The sequence below is a fragment of the Corynebacterium sp. LK10 genome (assembly GCF_008042455.1).
GTDB classification, from domain to species: Bacteria; Actinomycetota; Actinomycetes; order Mycobacteriales; family Mycobacteriaceae; genus Corynebacterium; species Corynebacterium jeikeium_D.
In genome coordinates this window covers 232,974-252,417 of the sequence record NZ_NOVT01000017.1, presented here as the reverse complement: position 1 = coordinate 252,417, position 19,444 = coordinate 232,974, and the positions used below count along the sequence as shown (strand labels likewise).

Below are 19,444 nucleotides of genomic sequence, written 5' to 3'. Positions count from 1 at the left end.
CCGGCGCTGGCTAGTCCAGCGTCAGGTTCAGCTCATCTTCGGCACCGAAACCCGCACCGTTGACATCAGTTTCGATGTCCTCGTCGCTGTTGTCGATAAGCTGCAGGTAAGCGGGGTAAATAATGGTGTCCATGATGTGCTCGCGGGTCGGCAGATCCACGAATGCATTGTTTAGCGCATTCGAGGTCAGTTCGAACAGCTCGCTGTAGCCGTAACCGAAGTTCTCCACCAACTCCATGCACTCCCGGGTCATGGAAGTCGCACCAATCAGACGGTTATCCGTGTTGACCGTGCAGGCGAAACTCATATCGTCGAGAAGCGAGAACGGGTGATCCGCAACGCTGTCACAGACACCAGTCTGAACGTTGGAGGTCGGGCAGATTTCCAGCGGAATCTGGCGGTCACGAATAGCGGAGGCAACCTCCTGGCATTCGATGCCCTCGAGGGAAGCACCGAAGTCCTCGTAGATGCGCACGCCGTGACCCAGGCGGCGAGCACCTTGCACGACAGCGTCCTGCAACGAATCCACACCGGCGTCTTCACCTGCGTGAATGGTGACCGGAATGAGGTTTTCCCGCAGCATGGTGAATGCTTCGGCATGGTTAGCCGGTGGGAAGCCGTTTTCCGGTCCAGCGATGTCAAAACCGACAACGTACCCGTCGGAGTTCTTCCCGTAGTTGTCGATGACCAGCTGTGCGACTTCCTTGGAATTGTCATTCTGGCGCATCGCACAGACCAGCAGACGTGCGGTGATGTGCTTTCCCTCAGCGGCGGCATGGGCTTCACCCTGCGCCAGGCCTTCGACCAGCGCGTCGATGACAGCCTGCATATCCAGGCCCTTTTCCAAATGGTTTTCCGGAGCCAGGCGCAGCTCAGCGTAGACGACGTTGTCGGCGGCCAGATCCTCGACGGCCTCACGCGCCACGCGCGTCAGCGACTCAGCGGTCTGCATGACGGCGCAGGTGTGCGCGAAGGCGGTCAGGTAGCTCGGCAACGAGCCAGAGTTGCCGGTATCAATGAACCACTTCTCCAGTTCATCCACGTCGGTGGTGGGCAACTGATCGGTGTAACCGCAGTCCGCGGCCAGGTCGATAACGGTCTGCGGGCGCAGGCCGCCATCGAGGTGATCGTGAAGCAGTACCTTGGGCAGGCTGGCGACAACCTTGCGCATCTCATCGAGATTCGATGCCGAAGACTGTGTGTCCAGAGACTGAGCATCACTGTGCAAAGAATTAGTCATAATGGCCAGACTATCGGTACTGTGCCCTCCGCTTCTACTTCACTGCCGGTGAATCGTAATTCTGCTTTGTACAAAGGCTTCCGCTCCCCCGTTTTCCCCCATCCACACACGACGAATACGTCATTTCGGGTGACGTTTTACTACCCTTATCTCATCATGTTTCCCTCTCGCCGCTTCTCATCTGCCGTTACGCTGCTAGCTACCAGCGCTCTGCTTCTGCCGAGCACCGCCCCCGCAGCCATGGCGCAGAGCACCTCGCTTACCGACGACGCCCCGATTGTCGGTCCCACACCTGATATCCGTGACACGGAGGGCTGCCCCTACAAGACCTTTCCACCAGCACCAGTGGATTCCTCTGAGGTTCCGGCTCCCGGCGAAACATCTCCCGCTCCACTTCCGGTTCCTCAAAAGCCGGCTGGAGGTAGCAAGATGTCCGCCTGCGGCATTGTCAGCGGTGAGGGGTTTGACGTTCCGAAGGACCTCTCCGCCTCTGCATGGACGGTGTTCGATTTGAAATCCGGCGATGTCCTTGCGGCGAAGGACCCGCACGGCCGCTACCGTCCGGCATCAATTATTAAGGTGCTGCTGGCGATGGAGGCAATCGAGAATTTGAAGCTCGACACCCCAGTCAAGGCGACCTTCGAGGACGCGAACATGGAGGGCTCTCGTGTCGGCATCGTCGAGGACGTGAACTACTCGGTAGAAACGCTCCTGACTGGTCTGTTGCTTAACTCCGGCAACGACACCGGCCACGCCTTGGCTCGCGAACTTGGTGGCATGGATAAGACCACAGAGAAGGTCAATGCCCTGGCAAAGAAGTTGGGGGCGACGGATACGCGAGTGGTCAACCCGACTGGTCTCGATGCTCCGGGACAGATGACGTCGGCATACGACATGTCACTGTTCTTCCAGCACGCATTCAACAATGAGACCTATCGCAAGCTCTCGGCCACCCGCCTGGCCACCATCCCCGGAGACAAGGCTCTCGAGGTCGATGACTTCGAAATCGCCAACGACAATCAGCTGATTGCCCAGGACTACCCCGGCGCCCTTGGAGGCAAGACTGGTTTTACCGACGATGCCCGTCACACCTTCGCTGGGGTGGCTGAGCGCGATGGCCGTCGTCTCGGCGTCATCGTTCTCGACGTCACTGTGGAGGATTCACCGCGCCCCTGGGAGCAGGCGGCATCGCTACTCGACGCCGGCTTCGCGGCACCGCAGGACAGCTCTGTCGGTGTCCTCGAAGCGGAAGCGACTGAGGATAAGTTGGTAGAAAAATTGCCCGATATCCTGGACAACGAGTCAACAGGAACCGGGCTAAAAATTACTGTCAGCGCTGCCATCGTAGGTGTCATCGCATTGATTGCGATGGTCACCTACCGCTTCGGCAGACGCGATCGCGGCTAATTATTTCGAACCGAGCAGGCGGTTCAATCCGGACGGGTTGGCCGCTTCCGCACGGACGTTAATGACAGCAGGAGCAGGTGCATCCAGCTCCTCGTCGGCAAGCGCTTCTTCGGTCGTCGCCGTCCAGGCGGTGGCGTACATAGTGATGCGCCAGATGAGGTAGAAAACGACCATCAAACCGATGACCGGACCGAAAACTGCACCGGCCGGGTTCGACAGGGCGTTGGAGAAGAAAACGCTACCGAGCTGCTTGACAACCTCAAGGCCAATCGCACCGATAATCGCACCCTTTGCCGCAGAGCGGAACGGGGCGCCCCCGCGCGGCAGGAAAGCGAGCATCCAGAAGAACAGCAGCCAGTTGGCAACGAGACCAATGGCGATGGCAATCAATCCCGCAATAATTGTGATTCCCGGGACATGAGCCAGACCAATCTTGTCCAGCAGGGACTGGGTCAGTCCGGAAGAGCCGGCTGCGGTGACAGCGAAGGTCAGCAGGATCATAACCAGCATGCCCAGCAGACGCAGCAGGTCGCGAACCTTTCCCACCACGAAGTTGCTAGCGCCCAGCGGGCGCTTCCACAGCTGTGTCACTGCGTTGGAGAGGTTGCCCATCCAACCAAGACCCGACCACAGGGTGGCAATGAAACCGACGGTGAAGACGCCACCTGCCTGATCGATCGCGCCTTCGATAATTGCGTTGATGGTGTCGCCCATCGACCCATCGATGGAGTCGGTGATAGCGGACTGGATTTGCTCAAGCAGCTGCTCATTGCCACGCAGCACAAGCGCGAGGATGGCAAATGCCGTCATGATTAGGGGGAAAATCGACAGCACGGAGAAGTACGTGACAGCGGCGGCAAAAAAGTTACCGCCCTGCTCGGAGTAGCGCTCCTGCATCCGCATAACGTGATCGAACCACGCCCACTTTTCGCGGAGGCGGTCGATTGCGCTCGGTTCATCGGCGTGTACACGCTCGATGCCATAGCGGTCCGTTCTCTTCGGATCTTTTTGAGTAGAGGTTGCCATGTCCCCTACCTTAACGTGCCAGCTTTCGGTACGGAGACTGAAGCGCAGAGTCTACAGCTGAATTAACGGTTGGCGGCCTTCAGGAACCCGACTCGCTCGTACACATCTGCAAGTGTCTTGGCGGCAACTTCACGGGCACGGTCAGCGCCTTCGGCCAGGATCCGTTCCAACTCACCACGATCGGCCATGAGCTCCTCATAGCGTGCACGCAGTGGCGTGGTGAATGCCTCCAGCGCATCTGCGGTATCAGCCTTCAGCTGGCCGTAGCCAGCGCCTTCGTAGCCGGCAACGAGCTCGTCGACAGGCTTGTCGGTCAACGCCGACTGAATGACCAGCAGGTTGGAAACGCCCGGCTTGTTCTCACGGTCGAAGCGGATCTCTCCGTCATTGTCGGTAACGGCCGAGCGAATGCGCTTGGCGGAGACCTTCGGGTCGTCCAAGAGGTTAATAATGCCCTTCGGATTTGCACCCGACTTGCTCATCTTCGAGGTCGGATCCTGCAAGTCGTAAATTTTCGCGGAGCCTTCCATGATGTGTGGATCCGGCACCACGAAGGTCTTCTTGTAGCGGGAGTTGAAGCGCTGCGCCAGGTTACGCGTCAGTTCGAGGTGCTGGCGCTGATCCTCCCCCACCGGCACCAGCTGTGGGCGGTAGAGCAAGATGTCGGCAGCCATCAACATGGGGTACGCGAACAAACCAGCGGAGGTATGTTCCGCGCCCTGACGAGAGGACTTGTCCTTGAACTGCGTCATACGGCTGGCTTCACCAAAGCCAGTCAAGCAGGTCAACACCCATCCGAGCTCCGCGTGCTCGGGCACATGCGACTGCACGAAGAGCACCGACTTCTCCGGATCAATACCGAGTGCAATCAGCTGTGCGGCACCTGCGATAGTGCGCTGACGCAGCTCCTTCGGATTCTGCTCGACAGTGATGGCGTGCAGGTCTGGAATGAAGTAGTAAGCGTCGAAGTCATCCTGCAGATTAATCCAGTTCTTCAATGCACCCAGGTAGTTGCCCAGGTGGTAGGAATCTGCGGTCGGCTGAATGCCGGACAGAACGCGCTGCTTACGAGCACTCGGTGCAGGATTAGTTGCCTCAGGACCCTTGCTTTCACTCATAGCCAATAAGTCTAGCGCGAGGCCCGCAGTTGAGAGTCGACGACGTACCCGTTTCGACAACACCACGGGCTTTTGCAGGAAACCGACTGCCAAAAGCTAGCCCCGACGCCCCTCGTCCCCCTGCTCCACAAGCATTCGATCGGATAGCAATTTGACGGTGCGCGCCGCAGCAGCTGGCGATTCCTCGGGGTACAGTGCGCGCACCAACGTGATCGCTGGGCGAATGCCGTGTTCAGAGAGAACACGGCGAACACGCTCACGCTCCCCCTGGGTCAACTCGAGCGGGGCTACGGGTGGCCTACGGGTGTAGGACACGACCATCACGGCTCCCAGCAGAACAATGAGTCCGAGGGAAATCCACAGTGGCCACGCGTAGGCAAAAGACAGCACGATAAACGCAACAATGACACCGGAAGTCACGACCACTGGGACATTGACAGCAGTGCCAGGGTCGTTCTGCAGACTCCGTGCGATGGCTTCCAAATCGGCCATCTGGTGCCGCTTGTTATCGCTCTCGCCGTTTTTCACTGGGGATGTCCTCTCCTTTCCTGGTCCGCACCGAGCTCGCTTCAAGTCCCGCGCAGATTCGCGCTTGGGTTTTACAGCGGCTGAAGTCCCATCAGTCCTTCTTCAAATCTTAGGCGCTCGCGTCCCAAGTGCCGAACTAACCCACAGGTATTATTGGACTAATTCAATTCTCTTATCCGTCAGGAGTCCCATGCTCGCTGCCATTGCGGTTGCCGTCTTCATCCTGCTGGTCCCAGGCGCAGTTCTCGGTTGGGCCAGTGGGCTACGTCCCACGCTCGCGTTGGCATCTGCCGGCCCATTAATGCTGGGTGTGACCGGTTTTTCCGCATGGTTGTCTCACGCGCTCGGGCTGGATTACACCTGGCTCTTCGTGGCCGGCATGTGGGCATGGTTCTGTGCTATTGGCTATCTGGTGCGCAGATTCGTCCCCCGAGCAACGCCCGAAGACGGCTTCGATTCCGGCGTTGTCACCGCGATGATTGTCGTCGGAGTTACGGTAGTCGGCTCGATGCGCGCCATGCTCGTGCTTAACGACGTCCCTGGCGGCCCCGGCGCTATCCGCGAAGCCTGGGACATGCTCTGGCATACCAACTTCCTCCGGTTCATTGACGAACATGCAATAGCCTCGCCCACCGCGGCCGGTGACCTGATGAATCAGGAGACCGGGGCCGAAATGTTCTACCCCACCGGCTGGCATGCCATGGCGGGGCTGCTGCCCGGCTCGGTCTTCCTCGATTCCAACGTGTTTGCGTTCTTGGCCCCGGCGCTGCTTCTTCCCGCAGCAACTGCGGTGCTAGCCCGCACCGCAGTTGGTCCTAAGTGGGCGGCCTATGCCGGTCCCGCAGCTGCCGTCGCGACGCTGATGCTTCCGGAGATTTGGGTGGCTCTTTGGCGCACATCCTCCATGCCGTATCTGCTCGCGGTGGCCGCTTTGCCGATTGCTGCGGCTTTGACCATGCGGGGCTATATTGTCCCCGCTGCGCTTGCCCTGGTCGGCACGTTTATCACCCACCCGGCCGGCGCAATTGCTGCCGTGCTCTTTGTTGGCTTGTGGTTGATTACCCAACCGAGTGTCAGTGGCCTAGTTCGCACGCTAATTATCGGAGCGCTCGCCCTGGTGATGACTCTCCCGGCGGCTTTGTCCGCGAGTGGGCAAGGCGAATCCGTTGCGGGCTTTACCGGCCAAATTGAGATTTCCCGCTCCGAATCACTGTGGCGAACTCTGATTGGGTTTTCCCGCTATGCTGACGAGCCCATCTTTTCCCGGACTGTTCTGGTTCTTGTGCTCATCGGCCTGGTGGTGGCGCTTGTCTCTCGCCTGCCAGACAGCCCATGGGCTCCGTGGCCGGCACTGGTTTTCGGGCTGCTCTTTGTGGTGTCCGATAGTGCGCAGTCCCGTTGGTCTGAGCCGTTCGGCACCTATCTGAAGTTTATTGGCACTTTCTTCTACGACATGCCGTACCGCATGCAGGCGGTTATGGGAATTCTGCGCGCAGTGCTGGTCGGCTACGCAGTCGCGGCTGCCGTTGTCGGGATTGTGGCTGCGGCGCAGTGGATCGTCGCAAAGCGAGATCAGCCGACCAAGTCGTGGAATCCTGCGCTGGCGATGGGGCTCGTAGCGGCACTGGCGATTGTGCCTGCGACCTGGGCGAGTGGGCCTGCTCAGCGCGAGGCAATTCGCCAGAGTTTCGGAAGCACGTTTGTGACCGCTGCGGACATGGAAGCTATTGATTGGCTGTCCGCACAGCCGCATGCGTTTGAGGGGCATATTCTCAATGACCGTCGTGACGGTTCTGCGTGGATGTATGCCATCGCCGGACTGCCGACCCTGTTCCGCCATTTCTCCTTCTCCGACAAAACTGCCGAGGCGAGCAACAAGCTGCCGATAAACGTTGACCTGCTGGGCTCACATCCAGAGTTCGATGCCATGGCGAAGAAATTGGGAGTGCACTACATCATTAGTTCCCCGCCGGGTGTGAACACGGATGGCACGGAGGCGCTGTCGATGCGTTCCTGGGCATGGCACGCGCCGGGGCTCACGCCTGTGTATCACGACAGTTCGGTGATGATTTTCGCGGTCAACAAGATGTTTTCACCTGAAGAGTTGCACGCTGTTGTCAACAGTTCCCCACACCGCCCGGCGCGCCCCAATCCGCTGTGGATGCCTCCGCGCCAGCCGATCGTCCCCTCCCCTGACGAGGCTGTCGATCCGCTCGCCGGCGCGCACATCACCGTCGACTCTCGCCGCGAGGCCATCGAGGCTATCAACGCCGACCTGCCTCGCGCGCTGCGTTTGAGTGGGGATACTTCCGCTCACATCGACAGCATCGTGCAACGCGCCAGCGACAAGCTCCGTCAGCGCGGCGCAATCGTTGGCGCACATTCGCTTGCCGACGACACGGCGAGCGCAGCCACCGTAATCGTCGGTCGCTCATCAGAGGGCCAGACTCTTTCTGGGGATAACATCGGCGATCGTGGCTTTTCGGTATCCGCTGTGGTGAAGTCTCTCGAACCTGAGGACGATGCTCCTGCCGATTGGCAGTTGGCGGCGGGTGTGCGCGACGGAATGGTTTACCGAGGTTTCAATCCGCACAGCAGTTACAGCACAAACGGGGTGCCAACCGAGTTTCGCACCGGCCTGGCGCCGGCAGTGGCGGTGAACCAGAGTTCGCGGCCGCATGCGCCGACAATTGCGCTATCGCTGGGAGCGGTGGGCGCTGAAAAACTCACCCGCGATTTGGCCGACCCCGCTATGCAGGACAAATGGGCCGACGCCATCGTTGACGGCATCGCCTCCATGTTGCGGCAGAACCGGCATCTCGTAACCGCTCCCGAGCCGGAGTTGATCCCAGAGTTCGCTGACCTCGGAGCACACTAGTCCGCTCGGGGTTAGGCGTATGCCGGGTTTAGGCGTACTCCACGATCACCGGCGCGTGGTCCGTCCAGCGAAGGTCGTAGGCGGCAGGCTTATCCACTACCGAGCTGACAGCACGCTTGAGCATTGGTTCGGTTACCGCCTGGTAGTCGATCCGCCAGCCGGCATCGGTATCGAACGCCTTACCGCGGTAGGTCCACCAGGACCAGGGACCGTCGGCCTCTGGGTGCAGACGGCGAGTGACATCAAACCACACCGGATCTGCATTGAGCTTCGGGGCCTCCCACACAGAACCATCGGAGAAGGCACCGGATTCCAGCTCCTTGTCGCTGGCCTGTACCTGCGAATCCTGGGGAACCTCATCGGGCCAGCAGCCGAAGACCGAGTCCATCCAGGCACGCTCCTGCGGTAGGAAACCGCTCTTGCGGCGGTTGGTCTTCCAGTTCTTCAAATCCTGTTCGCGGTGGCAGATGTTCCAGTCGCCGCCGATGACTGCGTGGTGACCGTCGCGCCCCTTGGCACCCAGTTCGGCCAGGTAGTCGGAGAAGGCATCGAGGAAGCGGTACTTCTCATCCTGCTTCTCGCTCAGGGCGGCACCAGAGGGCAGGTAGAGGCTGGCAATCTGGACATCCACATCCAGGCCGGTGTCCGCTGCCGGGGCAACACCACTGATAAACCGACCGGATTCTTCGAACTCCTCGGAGCCGATGCCCACCTGGACGTCGTTAAGCGGAAAGCGCGAGAGAATGCCCACGCCGGCGCGCCCCTTGGCACCCAGGTTTTCAGCACCGACCCAATGCCATCCGGCATCGAAAGCGGGCGCGAGGGCCTTGCGTGCCTGGTCGTCGGTGGCGCGGACTTCCTGCAGCAAAACGACATCGGAACTGGTGTGCTTCAGCCACTCCAGCAATCCCAGATTGGTTTCGCTGCGCTCCTTGACGGCGGCGCGGATGCCGTTGACATTGATTGTCGCGATTGTAAGGCTCATGCCCTCATACGTTACCTATGCGTGCACTACGCCTTGAAGACCCCTAGCGCAGTTCGATGCGCTCGGCCTTCTTCGCCTGTGAGCGGCGGTAAAGAACAATGGTCGGCAGAGCGATGAAGATAGCCAACATCGCCAACGTCGCGCCGCCCAAAGCCGGTGCGCGGTAGCCATAACCGGACGCAATGACCCAACCACCGAGCGCCGCTCCGAATGCGTTGGCCATGTTCAATGCGGCCTGGTTGAGAGCTGCCGCCAGCGTCTGTGCGCGACCGGCGACATCCATCAGACGGGTCTGCAGATTAGGCACCAATACCGATCCCAGCAGACCGATAAGGAGGAAGTTGATCGTGCCCAGCACAGCATTCTGTGAGGTGAAGTAGAAGACGCTGAGCATGATTACCATCAGCACCAGCGCAACCATGATGCCCCACTCCCCGATGCGGTCGGAGAGCCAGCCACCGATGTAAGTACCGACAACCATGCCGATGCCGTAGGCCATCAGCACAATCCAGATGTGGTTTTCGCTCATGCCCGCTTCGCGAGTCATAGTCCAGGTGATGTAGGTGTAAACCGCGAACATGCCGCCGAAACCAACGGTGCCAATCGCGACGGTCAGCAGCACCTGCGGTGTCACCAGAGCCGAGAGCTCATCCATCGGACGTGTCTTCGGCATGCGGTTCATATGCGGCACGGCGAACCACAGCGAAACAAATGCAATCAGCCCGATGACCGCGACAAACGCGAAGGCGCTGCGCCAACCGTAAATCTGTCCCAGCACCTGCGCGGCCGGCACACCAATCACAGTCGCCACCGACAACCCCACGCCCGACAGAGCCACCATCTTGCCGCGCTGTCCCGGCTTAGCCAGGGAGGCCGCCACCAGCGCCGCCACCGAGAAATACGCGCCGTGCGGCAGACCGGCAATGAAGCGCGAGACCATGACTGCTTCGAAAGAGCCCAGTGTGCCTGCCCAAACCGTGGCACCATTGCCGATGGTAAATGCCGCCATCAGCAGCAGGAGCATGCGCCTGCGCGGAATCGAGCCGGTCAGCACGGTAATTAGGGGTGCGCCCACGACAACACCGAGTGCGTACATCGAAATCATGCGCCCTGCGGCATCCTCATCACGTCCGAAGGCATCAGCGATGTAAGGCAGCAGGCCCATGGCCACAAACTCGGTAACGCCGATGCCGAATGCACCGACCGACAGAGCCACAATCACCAAGATTCGGCGTAGATCAGAGATGTCGTCCTGCACCGGAACAGGACGGCGATGCGAGCTAAACGCTCCCGCACGACGCGCACGCGGTTTGTGGTCGTCGTTGTGGGTTGTTACTTCGCTTGACGACGTCATTGCGACCGTCTCCTTTTCTCTTCTTACGCCAGTTGGTGGACTCTCAGTTCCCCTCGACTTTCGACCCAAGACGGGCTCGCAAAACCGTGAGGGGAGCCGCAAGGGAAAAATGAGACTCTACTCCGCAACACAAAAATTTCGCTATTTAATCCGCCTGTTCCCCGGGTATTTGTGCGCGGAATAACATCTGCGGCCATTAGTGGAAGTCGCTCACTCAAGTTCTTCCCAATGCATTTTGTAATCGGCATTGTTTGCCGAGGACTACGAATTCCCTTCGAGCGTGACGGACTTCCTACCATCGAGCGCTCCGGGTCTTCGATGCTGCCGTACTAGCTACCGGGTAAATTGTTTTAAAAGATATTTCGAACTGCAATACCGATAGGATCTTGATTCACTATGGGCGACCGCTACAACCTCTATGAGTCTCTGAAGCTGGATAGCGCAGCCAGCACCGAAGAGCTCCATGCAAATCTTTCTAATCAACTCTCCGAACTGCGAGATGCTGGAGTCTCGGAGTACTCCGGCGAGTTCCAGGAGAAGCTCACTGCGCTGCAAGTGCTTGGCGATGAGGGACGTCGTCGCGAATACGACGCTTTGCTGGCCGATGAGAACGCCACCATCACCATTGCGACGCTGCGCGGGCTGGCAAATCGCCCGGTACCCACTGCGCAGGAATCCTCGTTCCAGACGCAAACCCAGCAAGCACAGTGGTCCGCCCCAACTCAAACCAGTCCTGCGACAGTAACCACCACGGTGACCACGGATGTACCACCGCTGCCTGCAAACGCCACACTGCAGAACATGTGGCAGCGCATGCCACTCATCCCCCGAATCACTACCGGCTTGGTCAGTTTTTCAACTCTGATTGGCATCATCGCAGTTCTGTACGCAATCACGCTCGGCATCCAGGGCGCCAACGATCTCGGCAGCCTAGAGTCATCGTTGGGTGATTCTTGGGATGACATCGGCTACATTATGGGCGCTGCAGCCGCCCTCGTTCTTGTTCCAGTCCTCCTACTGATGGGAATGATGCTTGTCACCTTGACCGCATACTGGATTCACTCCATCCTCCGCGGTGAAGACTCGACGGCACCAATCTTTTTCTGCGTCACCGTGGCACCACTGGCGTTGGCTATGACCATCATCCCCCTCCTGTTCTTGAGCTCCTGGGTGGATGTAGTCCTCTTCCTCGCAGGTGCCATGCTGATCGCGGCTTGTGTTCTTATGTTCCTCAAGGACATGCGCGCATGGTTCCGCGGCCAGAAACTGGTCAGGACTACCCAGTCGGCGCCGGGGCAGGGCTATGCTCCGCAGTACCCCCAGTCTCAGAACACTCAGGGCTACCAGTTCGGCCAGAACAATCCTCCGAACAATACACAGAACTAAATAGGCTGCCCTGAACAACCGCGCCGGCGTGCACGACACCCCAGCGCGGTTTTTCGTATTTGAAGGGTTTGAGCGCGGGGGCCGTCGTAAAGCGAAAAATGGAATGAAAAGCGGCGAATAAGCGACAAATAATTGCACATTTCGTGACTTGCCTCACATAATTGCGTTATTCATATCACTATCACTGTTTTTGCGCTATGCCCCGACACAACCCAAGATTCAAAACTGGGTTATCGTGGAACAAAACAGATAGGAGACATGAATTATGGCGACAATTATTTGGACCCGTACTGACGAAGCCCCCCTGCTGGCGAGCTACTCGCTGAAGCCAATCGTGGAGGCATTTGCAAGCCAGGCTGGTGTCAATGTTGAAACCCGCGACATCTCCCTCGCAGGCCGCATTCTGGCTCAGTTCCCGGAGCGTCTTTCGGACGAACAGAAGGTAGAGGATGCGCTGGCAGCCCTGGGCAAGCTGGTCAAGGAGCCGGACGCCAACATCATCAAGCTGCCGAATATCTCTGCATCCGTCCCGCAGATTAAGCGCGCTGTCGCAGAGCTGCAGGAAAAGGGCTATGACATTCCGAAGTACAAGTCGCAGCCGGAAGGCGAGGAAGAGACCGCCGACCGCGCCAAGTTCGACAAGGTCAAGGGCTCTGCCGTTAACCCGGTACTGCGTGAGGGCAACTCCGACCGCCGCGCTCCGGAGCCGGTGAAGAACTACGCCCGCAAGCACCCGCACCGCATGGGCGCTTGGTCCGCAGACTCCAAGACCAACGTCGCCACCATGGCCTCCAACGACTTCCGCCACAATGAGAAGTCGGTTGTCATGCCGGCCGACGACAAGCTGACTTACCAGCTCGAGGCTAACGACGGCCAGATCATCACCCTGAAGAAGGACATGCCGGTCCTCAAGGGCGAGATTATTGACGGCACGGGCATGAACGTCCACATCCTGGACAACTTCCTGCGCGCTCAGATTCGCCGCGCACAGCGCGAGAACATCCTGTTCTCCGTGCACCTGAAGGCCACCATGATGAAGGTCTCCGACCCGCTGATCTTCGGCGAGGTTGTCAAGGCCTTCCTGCCATCTGTTTTCCCGAAGTTCGAGTCCAAGCTGGCTGCCGCCAACCTGACTCCGGACAACGGCCTGGGCGCCATGCTCGATGGTCTACACAAGCTTGACGACGCTACTGCGGCGGCCGTCAAGTCCGCTATCGAGAAGGACCTGAAGGAAGGTCCGGCCCTTTACATGGTCAACTCCGATAAGGGCATCACCAACCTCCACGTTCCGTCTGACGTCATCGTTGACGCTTCCATGCCGGCCCTGATCCGCAACGGCGGCAAGGGCTGGGGCCCGGACGGTGAGGAGCGCGACACCCTCGCAGTCATCCCGGACTCTTCCTACGCAGGCGTCTACCAGGCTGTTATCGAGGACTGCCGCGCCAATGGCGCTTTCGACCCGGCCACCATGGGCTCTGTCCCGAACGTCGGCCTGATGGCTCAGAAGGCTGAGGAGTACGGCTCCCACGACAAGACTTTCCAGATTCCGGTTGACGGTGTCCTGCAGGTCATCAACTCCGCTGGCGAGGTTCTGATTGAGCACCACGTCGCCGAGGGTGACATCTGGCGCTCCTGCCAGACCAAGGACGCCCCAATCCGCGACTGGGTGAAGCTGGCCGTCAACCGCGCTCGTATCACTGGCGACCCTGCAGTGTTCTGGCTGGACCCGCAGCGTGCGCACGACAACAACCTGATCAGCAAGGTCAACGAGTACCTGGCAGACCACGACACCGAGGGTCTGGATATCCGCATCATGGATCCGGTGTCCGCTACCAAGTTCTCCCTCGAGCGCATCCGCCGCGGCGAGAACACCATTTCCGTAACCGGTAACGTTCTGCGTGACTACCTCACCGACCTGTTCCCGATCATGGAGCTGGGCACCTCCGCCAAGATGCTGTCGGTCGTGCCGCTGATGGCCGGGGGCGGCCTGTTCGAGACCGGCGCAGGCGGTTCCGCACCGAAGCACGTCCAGCAGGTTCAGGAAGAAAACCACCTGCGCTGGGACTCCCTGGGTGAGTTCCTGGCACTGGCCGAGTCCCTGCGCTACGCCGCTGAGCATGACGACGACCCACGTCCACGCGTCCTGGCTGAGGCCCTGGACAAGGCAACCGCTACCCTGCTCGACGAGGGCAAGTCGCCGTCCCGCAAGGCTGGCGAAATCGACAACCGCGGCTCCCACTTCTACCTGGCTCTCTACTGGGCACAGGAGCTGGCCAAGCAGGACGAGAACTCCGAGCTGAAGGAAGTTTTCGCACCGGTCGCTAAGGCTCTCACGGAGAAGGAAGAGTCCATCGCCAAGACCCTGATTGATGCTCAGGGTTCCCCAGCTGATCTGGGTGGCTACTTCCTGCCGGACGATGAGAAGACCTCCGCAGTTATGCGTCCGTCCGCTGAGTTCAACGAGATCATCGACGGTCTGAAGAAGTAGGACTAGCTGCTTGCTCCTGGCTGGTCTGGCTGACCTGGTTGGCCCAGGCTGGTCTAGGCCGACCTAGGCTGACCGCCGGTTTCGGGCGATAGCCCCTCGCTCATGTTGCATTTGATGCACATGGCGCGAGGGGCTTTTTCTATGCCCTGACTTCCGTAACGGTCTTGACAGTACCCAGTGCTTTTCGGCGCTTTACGGTACCCTTCGCCCATACTCAGTCCCCTGTTTGGCTCACCTCGACACTCGGCACCGCAGCGCCCGATGCCCCGGCACCGCAGTGCCTCACCCCATGAGTTACTGACTACCTTTATGACACTTTTGTCCAAAAAATTGCCTTCAAACTGTCATAAAGGTAGGCACTAACTCCTTCGGCAAACCGCCACCCGTCGAACACCACTCGCCACGCACCACCCACCACCCACCACGCGCCACCCACGCCCCCATATACAGCAGCCTCCACCCCCCACAACCGACCACGCCCCAGAACTAATCAAACCAATCCGTACTAAGCGGGCTATAGCACTCTCGACACAGATACACACACCCTCTTACCTTGGGTTTTTCCAAAACTTTGCAATAGACAGCTTGGTTCACTATTGTTTGTAAGCAACGTTTTGAACGACCTCAAAAAACCGCAAGGAAGTATCTGAAATGACCACCAAGTACGACAACAGCAACGCCGCCAACTGGGGCCTGTCCACTCGCGCTATTCACGCCGGCTTCGCTCCGGACGCACAGACCTCCGCGCGCAACCTGCCGATTTACAACACCTCCTCCTACGTCTTCGATTCCGCTGAGCACGCTGCCAACCGCTTCAACCTCTCGGATGCAGGCCCGATTTACTCCCGCCTGACCAACCCGACTGTGGATGCCGTCGAGCAGCGCATCGCCAGCCTCGAAGGCGGCGTCGCTGCCGTACTGTTCTCCTCCGGCCAGGCAGCTGAGACCGCTGCTGTCCTCACCCTGGCTCGTGCAGGCGACCACTTCGTCGTTTCGCCACGCCTCTACGGCGGTACTGAGACCCTGTTCAAGGTCACCCTGCCGCGCCTTGGCATCGACTGCACTTTCGTCGAGAACCCGGATGACCCGGAGTCCTGGCAGGCAGCAGTTCAGGACAACACCGTCGGTTTCTACGGTGAGTCCATCGCCAACCCTCAGATCGACGTCCTCGATATCCCGGCCATCGCCGAGGTTGCACACCGCAACAACGTTCCGCTGATTGTCGACAACACGGTTCCGACCCCGGCCCTGCTGCGCCCGCTCGAGCACGGTGCTGACGTCGTGGTTTCCTCCACCACCAAGTTCCTGACTGGTAACGGCTCCTCCCTTGGCGGTGTCATCGTCGACGGCGGCAAGTTCGACTGGACTCAGACCCGCAACGGCCGTTCCATCTTCCCGAACTTCACCGAGGCCGACGAGGCTTACCACGGCCTGAAGTTCGCCGACCTGGGCGCCCCGGCCTTCGCACTGCGTGCTCGCGCTGGCATTCTCCGCGACACCGGCGCTGCCCCGGCTCCGTTCAACGCTTGGGTTCTGGCTCAGGGCCTCGACACCCTGGCTCTGCGCATCGAGCGCCACAATGAGAACGCCAAGGCTGTCGCTGAGTTCCTCGAGAACCACCCGCTGGTCGCCAAGGTCAACTACGCTGGACTGCCGAGCTCCCCGTGGTACGAGACCCTGAACAAGCTGGACCTTTCCGGCGCCAGCGGCGTGCTCTCCTTCGACCTGAAGGATGCCGACACCGCCAAGGCGTGGAAGTTCATTGACGCTCTGAAGCTGCACTCCAACGTCGCCAACATCGGTGATGTCCGCTCGCTGGTTGTCCACCCGGCCACCACCACTCACTCCCAGTCCGATGAGGAGGGTCTGATCCGCGCCGGCATTTCCCAGGCCACCGTTCGCCTCTCTGTCGGTATCGAGAACATCGATGACATCATCGCCGATCTCGAGGGCGGCTTCGCAGCACTCGCGTAGACCGTTTGTACACAGACACAGAACGGACTAAGTAGTCTATAAGGCATGAGCTTTTCCCCATCTACCCCGGCCGCCCTCGCACCCGAGGGCGAACCGGGGCGTGTCTTTATCGGCGATGTCACAACCGAGGCTGGCGCGGTCATCCCCGACGTCACTGTCGAGTTCGAACGCTGGGGCCGGCTTAACGACGACTGCTCGAATGTCATCCTCCTCGAGCACGCTCTAACCGGCGACGCCCACGCTTCCGGCCCCTCGGATGAGTACCACCCGACTGCGGGTTGGTGGAACGGGATGATTGGCTCTGCCCGCGCCCTGGATACCGACGAGTACTGCATTATCTGCACCAACGTCATCGGTGGCTGTCGCGGTACAACCGGCCCTTCCAGTCCACATCCGGACGACGGCAAGCCCTGGGGCTCTCGCTTCCCCGCAATCTCCGTGCGCGACACGGTGACGGTGGAGCACCTGGCGCTGCAAGAACTGGGAATTTCCCGCCTCCAAGCTGTCATTGGCGGCTCCTTGGGTGGGGCCCGAGCGCTTGAGTGGTCACTGATGCACCCGGATTTCGTCGGCAAGGCATTGGTGATGTGTGTCGGCGCACGTGCGTCTGCTTGGCAGATTGGTATTCAGTCTGCGCAGATTCAATTCATTGAGTCCGATCCCGATTGGCATGGCGGCGACTACTACGACCGCGGTGTGACTCCGGCCCGAGGTCTGGGTTTTGCACGCAGGGTCGCGCATTTGACGTACCGTGGCGAGCTGGAGATGGATGACCGCTTTGGCGCGGCAGCGCAGCCCGGTGAGGATCCGCTGGGCGCGATGCGCACGGAAGATCGCTTCCAGGTAGAAAGCTACTTGGATCATCAGGCGAAGAAGCTGGCTCAGCGTTTCGATGCCGGCTCGTATGTCGTGCTCACCGATACCTTGAATCGGCACAATATCGGCCGTGGTCGCGGTGGCCTCAACGAGGCGCTGCACTCGTCAACCGTGCCGACCATGGTTGCCGGTGTGGACACGGACATTCTCTACCCTTTCCACCAGCAGGAGCACCTCGCCCGCAATCTGGGCAACTGCTTGGGGCTGGAAAAGATTGAATCCGCCGTGGGTCACGACGGATTCTTGACGGAGTTCGAGCGAGTGGATTCGATTGTGCGTAGTTTCCTCGCTCGCGATGTCAGTTAATGTCAGCTAGCTTCCCAGCGCATCCACGCTGACTGCGAGGAATACGATTCCCATCCCGATTATGGAGCAAAACCATAAGTCAAAGGCCCGGGATCGTACGGAGAACACACCTAAAATGCTGTCCGGCAGGTACTGCCTAGCCACGCCGAGCAGCATCATTGTGCTTCCCAGCATGAATGTGGCGCGTCGCCACCGCTCCAGCCCCAGGAACACAACGAAGGCGGACATGCCGAAAAAGAGCGCGCCGTAAATCGTATACTGCACCCACATTGGCCACGATGCCCCCGGCGGCGGGGTCTTCGGACTATGCGGGTTCAGCATTGGATCCGGCAGATCTTCCCGCCGGGCACGCTGCGCAATTTCCCTTTTCGACATGACTTCTTCCTCCTGGCTGACTAGGCCAGGCCAGCGAGCTTTTCAGCGCGCTCGACGACATTGCGTACGAGGAAAGCGCGAGTCAGTGGGCCGACACCACCTGGGTTCGGGGATACGTAACCGGCAATGTCCCAGACGTCATCAGCAACGTCACCGGCCAGCTTGCCGTCGACACGCGAAACTCCCACGTCGAGTACAGCAGCGCCAGGCTTGACCATGTCTGCAGTAATCATATGGGCGACACCAGCGGCTGCGATGATGACATCAGCCTGACGGGTTTCAGCGGCCAAGTCCTTGGTGCCGGTGTGACACAGCGTCACGGTGGAGTTCTCGCTGCGGCGAGTGAGCATCAGTCCGATCGGGCGACCGACGGTGACACCGCGGCCGATAACAACAACCTTGGCTCCATTGAGCTCGACGCCGAAGCGTCGCAGCAGGTGGATACAGCCGTTTGGGGTACACGGCAGCGGTGCTGGCTCGTTGAGGACCAGCTTGCCCAGGTTTACCGGGTGGAGGCCATCGGCGTCCTTCTCCGGATCGATGAGGCCCAGAATACGGTTTTCATCCAGGTGCTTCGGCAGTGGCAACTGAACAATGTAGCCTGTGCACTCCGGACTTTCGTTCAGCTCGGTGATTACTGCCTCGAGTTCTTCCTGCGTGGTGTCAGCTGGGAGATCACGGCGGATAGAGGCGATACCAATCTGCTCACAGTCGCGATGCTTCATCTTGACGTAAGAGTGGCTGCCTGGATCATCACCAACCAACACGGTGGCCAGCCCCGGGGTGTAGCCGGCTTCCTTCAAACGCTCAACGCGCTTTTCCAGGTTTTCGAAGATTTCGTCTCGGTAGAGTTTGCCATCAAGCTTTGTCGCTGCCATGGCATTTATCTTAGGCACAGGAGCGAATAATGCCCAGAAACGCCCTGTAACCGCCCTCGCCTTTGACCCTATTTACCGCCCATAAAGCCCTGCTGACGCCAGACTTCATAAGCAGCCACTGCAGCGGCGTTGGAAAGATTCATGCTGCGACGAGCGGGCAACATGGGAATTCGGATTAATTGCGTAATTCGCGAATCATCGAGCACTGACTGTTCCAACCCGGTTGGCTCCGGGCCAAAGAGCAGTACATCGGTGTTCGTGTACTCAATGTCTGTGTGCCAAGTGTCAGCGTGTGCGGTAAAGGCAAAGATGCGGCACCCTTGGCTGGCAAAGGTCTCCAACGCTTGATCGATGGAATCGAGAATACGCACATCGGCCAGGTCATGGTAATCCAGCCCGGCGCGACGCAGATTCTTGTCATCGAAGTTGAACCCCAGTGGCTTGGCCAGATGCAACATAGCTCCAGAGCCCGCACACATGCGGATAGCGTTTCCGGTGTTCGGCGGGATGACAGGCCGGTCAAAAAGCACGTGGCAGGTGTGGCTCTTAATCCAGTCTGTGGAGTTGGTTGGCTCGGCGTTCGTCGGCTCGGTCGTGGCGCTATTCATTTCTTCTGTCAGTTCTT

General features: G+C 59.5%; 15 protein-coding genes. 6 read left to right on the top strand and 9 right to left on the bottom strand.

The genetic code is table 11. The annotated features are described in order from the left end of the window. Positions 1-10: 10 nt before the first annotated feature. Positions 11-1,240 carry an adenosine deaminase gene (locus CHU70_RS06590; protein WP_016422148.1) on the bottom strand — a complete coding sequence of 410 codons (1,230 nt, stop codon included), beginning with the start codon at positions 1,238-1,240 and terminating at the stop codon, positions 11-13. A gap of 156 nt (positions 1,241-1,396) precedes the next feature. On the opposite strand from CHU70_RS06590, the gene CHU70_RS06585 reads away from it, so the two are divergent. Continuing rightward, complete coding sequence (locus CHU70_RS06585) at positions 1,397-2,647, top strand: D-alanyl-D-alanine carboxypeptidase family protein (RefSeq protein ID WP_187269744.1); 1,251 nt, start codon at positions 1,397-1,399, stop codon at positions 2,645-2,647. Here CHU70_RS06585 and CHU70_RS06580 read toward each other — a convergent pair whose 3' ends face one another. From CHU70_RS06580 to CHU70_RS06570, 3 genes are all read right to left on the bottom strand, one after another. Then, positions 2,648-3,673, bottom strand: coding sequence for a YhjD/YihY/BrkB family envelope integrity protein (locus CHU70_RS06580; RefSeq protein ID WP_016422146.1), 1,026 nt, complete (start codon positions 3,671-3,673; stop codon positions 2,648-2,650). A 62-nt stretch (positions 3,674-3,735) separates the two neighbouring features. Then, the gene (gene trpS / locus CHU70_RS06575) at positions 3,736-4,791 is read right to left on the bottom strand and encodes a tryptophan--tRNA ligase (protein WP_049171954.1); all 1,056 of its coding nucleotides are present in this window, start codon (positions 4,789-4,791) and stop codon (positions 3,736-3,738) included. Positions 4,792-4,887: 96 nt separating this feature from the next. Beyond that, a complete protein-coding gene (locus tag CHU70_RS06570; RefSeq protein ID WP_016422144.1) occupies positions 4,888-5,319 on the bottom strand; it encodes a hypothetical protein in 432 nt (143 codons plus the stop codon). Between the two features lie 190 nt (positions 5,320-5,509). On the opposite strand from CHU70_RS06570, the gene CHU70_RS06565 reads away from it, so the two are divergent. After that, entirely contained in the window at positions 5,510-8,197 is a 2,688-nt protein-coding gene (locus tag CHU70_RS06565) for a DUF6541 family protein (protein WP_147719163.1), read from the top strand. Between the two features lie 28 nt (positions 8,198-8,225). On the opposite strand, the gene CHU70_RS06560 is transcribed toward CHU70_RS06565, so the two are convergent. Together CHU70_RS06560 and CHU70_RS06555 are read right to left on the bottom strand one after the other, a co-directional pair. Continuing rightward, positions 8,226-9,182 carry an exodeoxyribonuclease III gene (locus CHU70_RS06560; RefSeq protein ID WP_016422142.1) on the bottom strand — a complete coding sequence of 319 codons (957 nt, stop codon included), beginning with the start codon at positions 9,180-9,182 and terminating at the stop codon, positions 8,226-8,228. 43 nt (positions 9,183-9,225) lie between these two features. Next, complete coding sequence (locus CHU70_RS06555) at positions 9,226-10,536, bottom strand: MFS transporter (RefSeq protein ID WP_016422141.1); 1,311 nt, start codon at positions 10,534-10,536, stop codon at positions 9,226-9,228. Positions 10,537-10,932: 396 nt separating this feature from the next. On the opposite strand from CHU70_RS06555, the gene CHU70_RS06550 reads away from it, so the two are divergent. From CHU70_RS06550 to CHU70_RS06535, 4 genes are all read left to right on the top strand, one after another. Further along, entirely contained in the window at positions 10,933-11,922 is a 990-nt protein-coding gene (locus CHU70_RS06550) for a molecular chaperone DnaJ (protein WP_070429822.1), read from the top strand. A gap of 265 nt (positions 11,923-12,187) precedes the next feature. Then, positions 12,188-14,410, top strand: a complete 2,223-nt coding sequence (locus CHU70_RS06545) for an NADP-dependent isocitrate dehydrogenase (RefSeq protein WP_049190323.1) — start codon at positions 12,188-12,190, stop codon at positions 14,408-14,410. A gap of 651 nt (positions 14,411-15,061) precedes the next feature. Further along, positions 15,062-16,384, top strand: coding sequence for an O-acetylhomoserine/O-acetylserine sulfhydrylase (locus CHU70_RS06540; protein WP_049193268.1), 1,323 nt, complete (start codon positions 15,062-15,064; stop codon positions 16,382-16,384). Positions 16,385-16,429: 45 nt separating this feature from the next. Further along, entirely contained in the window at positions 16,430-17,566 is a 1,137-nt protein-coding gene (locus CHU70_RS06535) for a homoserine O-acetyltransferase (RefSeq protein ID WP_070549724.1), read from the top strand. Positions 17,567-17,572: 6 nt separating this feature from the next. Here CHU70_RS06535 and CHU70_RS06530 read toward each other — a convergent pair whose 3' ends face one another. The 3 genes from CHU70_RS06530 to CHU70_RS06520 all read right to left on the bottom strand — a co-directional run bounded on the left by CHU70_RS06530 (position 17,573) and on the right by CHU70_RS06520 (position 19,427). Then, positions 17,573-17,941 (bottom strand): DUF3017 domain-containing protein, encoded by a 369-nt coding sequence (locus tag CHU70_RS06530; protein ID WP_005510063.1) that lies wholly within the window; start codon positions 17,939-17,941, stop codon positions 17,573-17,575. A 20-nt stretch (positions 17,942-17,961) separates the two neighbouring features. Continuing rightward, on the bottom strand, positions 17,962-18,819 hold the full coding sequence (locus CHU70_RS06525; RefSeq protein WP_070549723.1) for a bifunctional methylenetetrahydrofolate dehydrogenase/methenyltetrahydrofolate cyclohydrolase: 858 nt from the start codon (positions 18,817-18,819) through the stop codon (positions 17,962-17,964). 68 nt (positions 18,820-18,887) lie between these two features. Beyond that, complete coding sequence (locus CHU70_RS06520; RefSeq protein WP_147719164.1) at positions 18,888-19,427, bottom strand: tRNA (cytidine(34)-2'-O)-methyltransferase; 540 nt, start codon at positions 19,425-19,427, stop codon at positions 18,888-18,890. Positions 19,428-19,444: the final 17 nt, after the last annotated feature.

Excerpts from the sequence above, each read along its gene's own strand:
- CHU70_RS06590 (WP_016422148.1), bottom strand. The coding sequence starts at position 1,240 with ATGACTAATTCTTTGCACAGTGATGCTCAGTCTCTGGACACACAGTCT.
- CHU70_RS06585 (WP_187269744.1), top strand. The coding sequence starts at position 1,397 with ATGTTTCCCTCTCGCCGCTTCTCATCTGCCGTTACGCTGCTAGCTACC.
- CHU70_RS06580 (WP_016422146.1), bottom strand. The coding sequence starts at position 3,673 with ATGGCAACCTCTACTCAAAAAGATCCGAAGAGAACGGACCGCTATGGC.
- trpS (WP_049171954.1), bottom strand. The coding sequence starts at position 4,791 with ATGAGTGAAAGCAAGGGTCCTGAGGCAACTAATCCTGCACCGAGTGCT.
- CHU70_RS06565 (WP_147719163.1), top strand. The coding sequence starts at position 5,510 with ATGCTCGCTGCCATTGCGGTTGCCGTCTTCATCCTGCTGGTCCCAGGC.
- CHU70_RS06560 (WP_016422142.1), bottom strand. The coding sequence starts at position 9,182 with ATGAGCCTTACAATCGCGACAATCAATGTCAACGGCATCCGCGCCGCC.
- CHU70_RS06555 (WP_016422141.1), bottom strand. The coding sequence starts at position 10,536 with ATGACGTCGTCAAGCGAAGTAACAACCCACAACGACGACCACAAACCG.
- CHU70_RS06550 (WP_070429822.1), top strand. The coding sequence starts at position 10,933 with ATGGGCGACCGCTACAACCTCTATGAGTCTCTGAAGCTGGATAGCGCA.
- CHU70_RS06545 (WP_049190323.1), top strand. The coding sequence starts at position 12,188 with ATGGCGACAATTATTTGGACCCGTACTGACGAAGCCCCCCTGCTGGCG.
- CHU70_RS06540 (WP_049193268.1), top strand. The coding sequence starts at position 15,062 with ATGACCACCAAGTACGACAACAGCAACGCCGCCAACTGGGGCCTGTCC.
- CHU70_RS06535 (WP_070549724.1), top strand. The coding sequence starts at position 16,430 with ATGAGCTTTTCCCCATCTACCCCGGCCGCCCTCGCACCCGAGGGCGAA.
- CHU70_RS06530 (WP_005510063.1), bottom strand. The coding sequence starts at position 17,941 with ATGTCGAAAAGGGAAATTGCGCAGCGTGCCCGGCGGGAAGATCTGCCG.
- CHU70_RS06525 (WP_070549723.1), bottom strand. The coding sequence starts at position 18,819 with ATGGCAGCGACAAAGCTTGATGGCAAACTCTACCGAGACGAAATCTTC.
- CHU70_RS06520 (WP_147719164.1), bottom strand. The coding sequence starts at position 19,427 with ATGAATAGCGCCACGACCGAGCCGACGAACGCCGAGCCAACCAACTCC.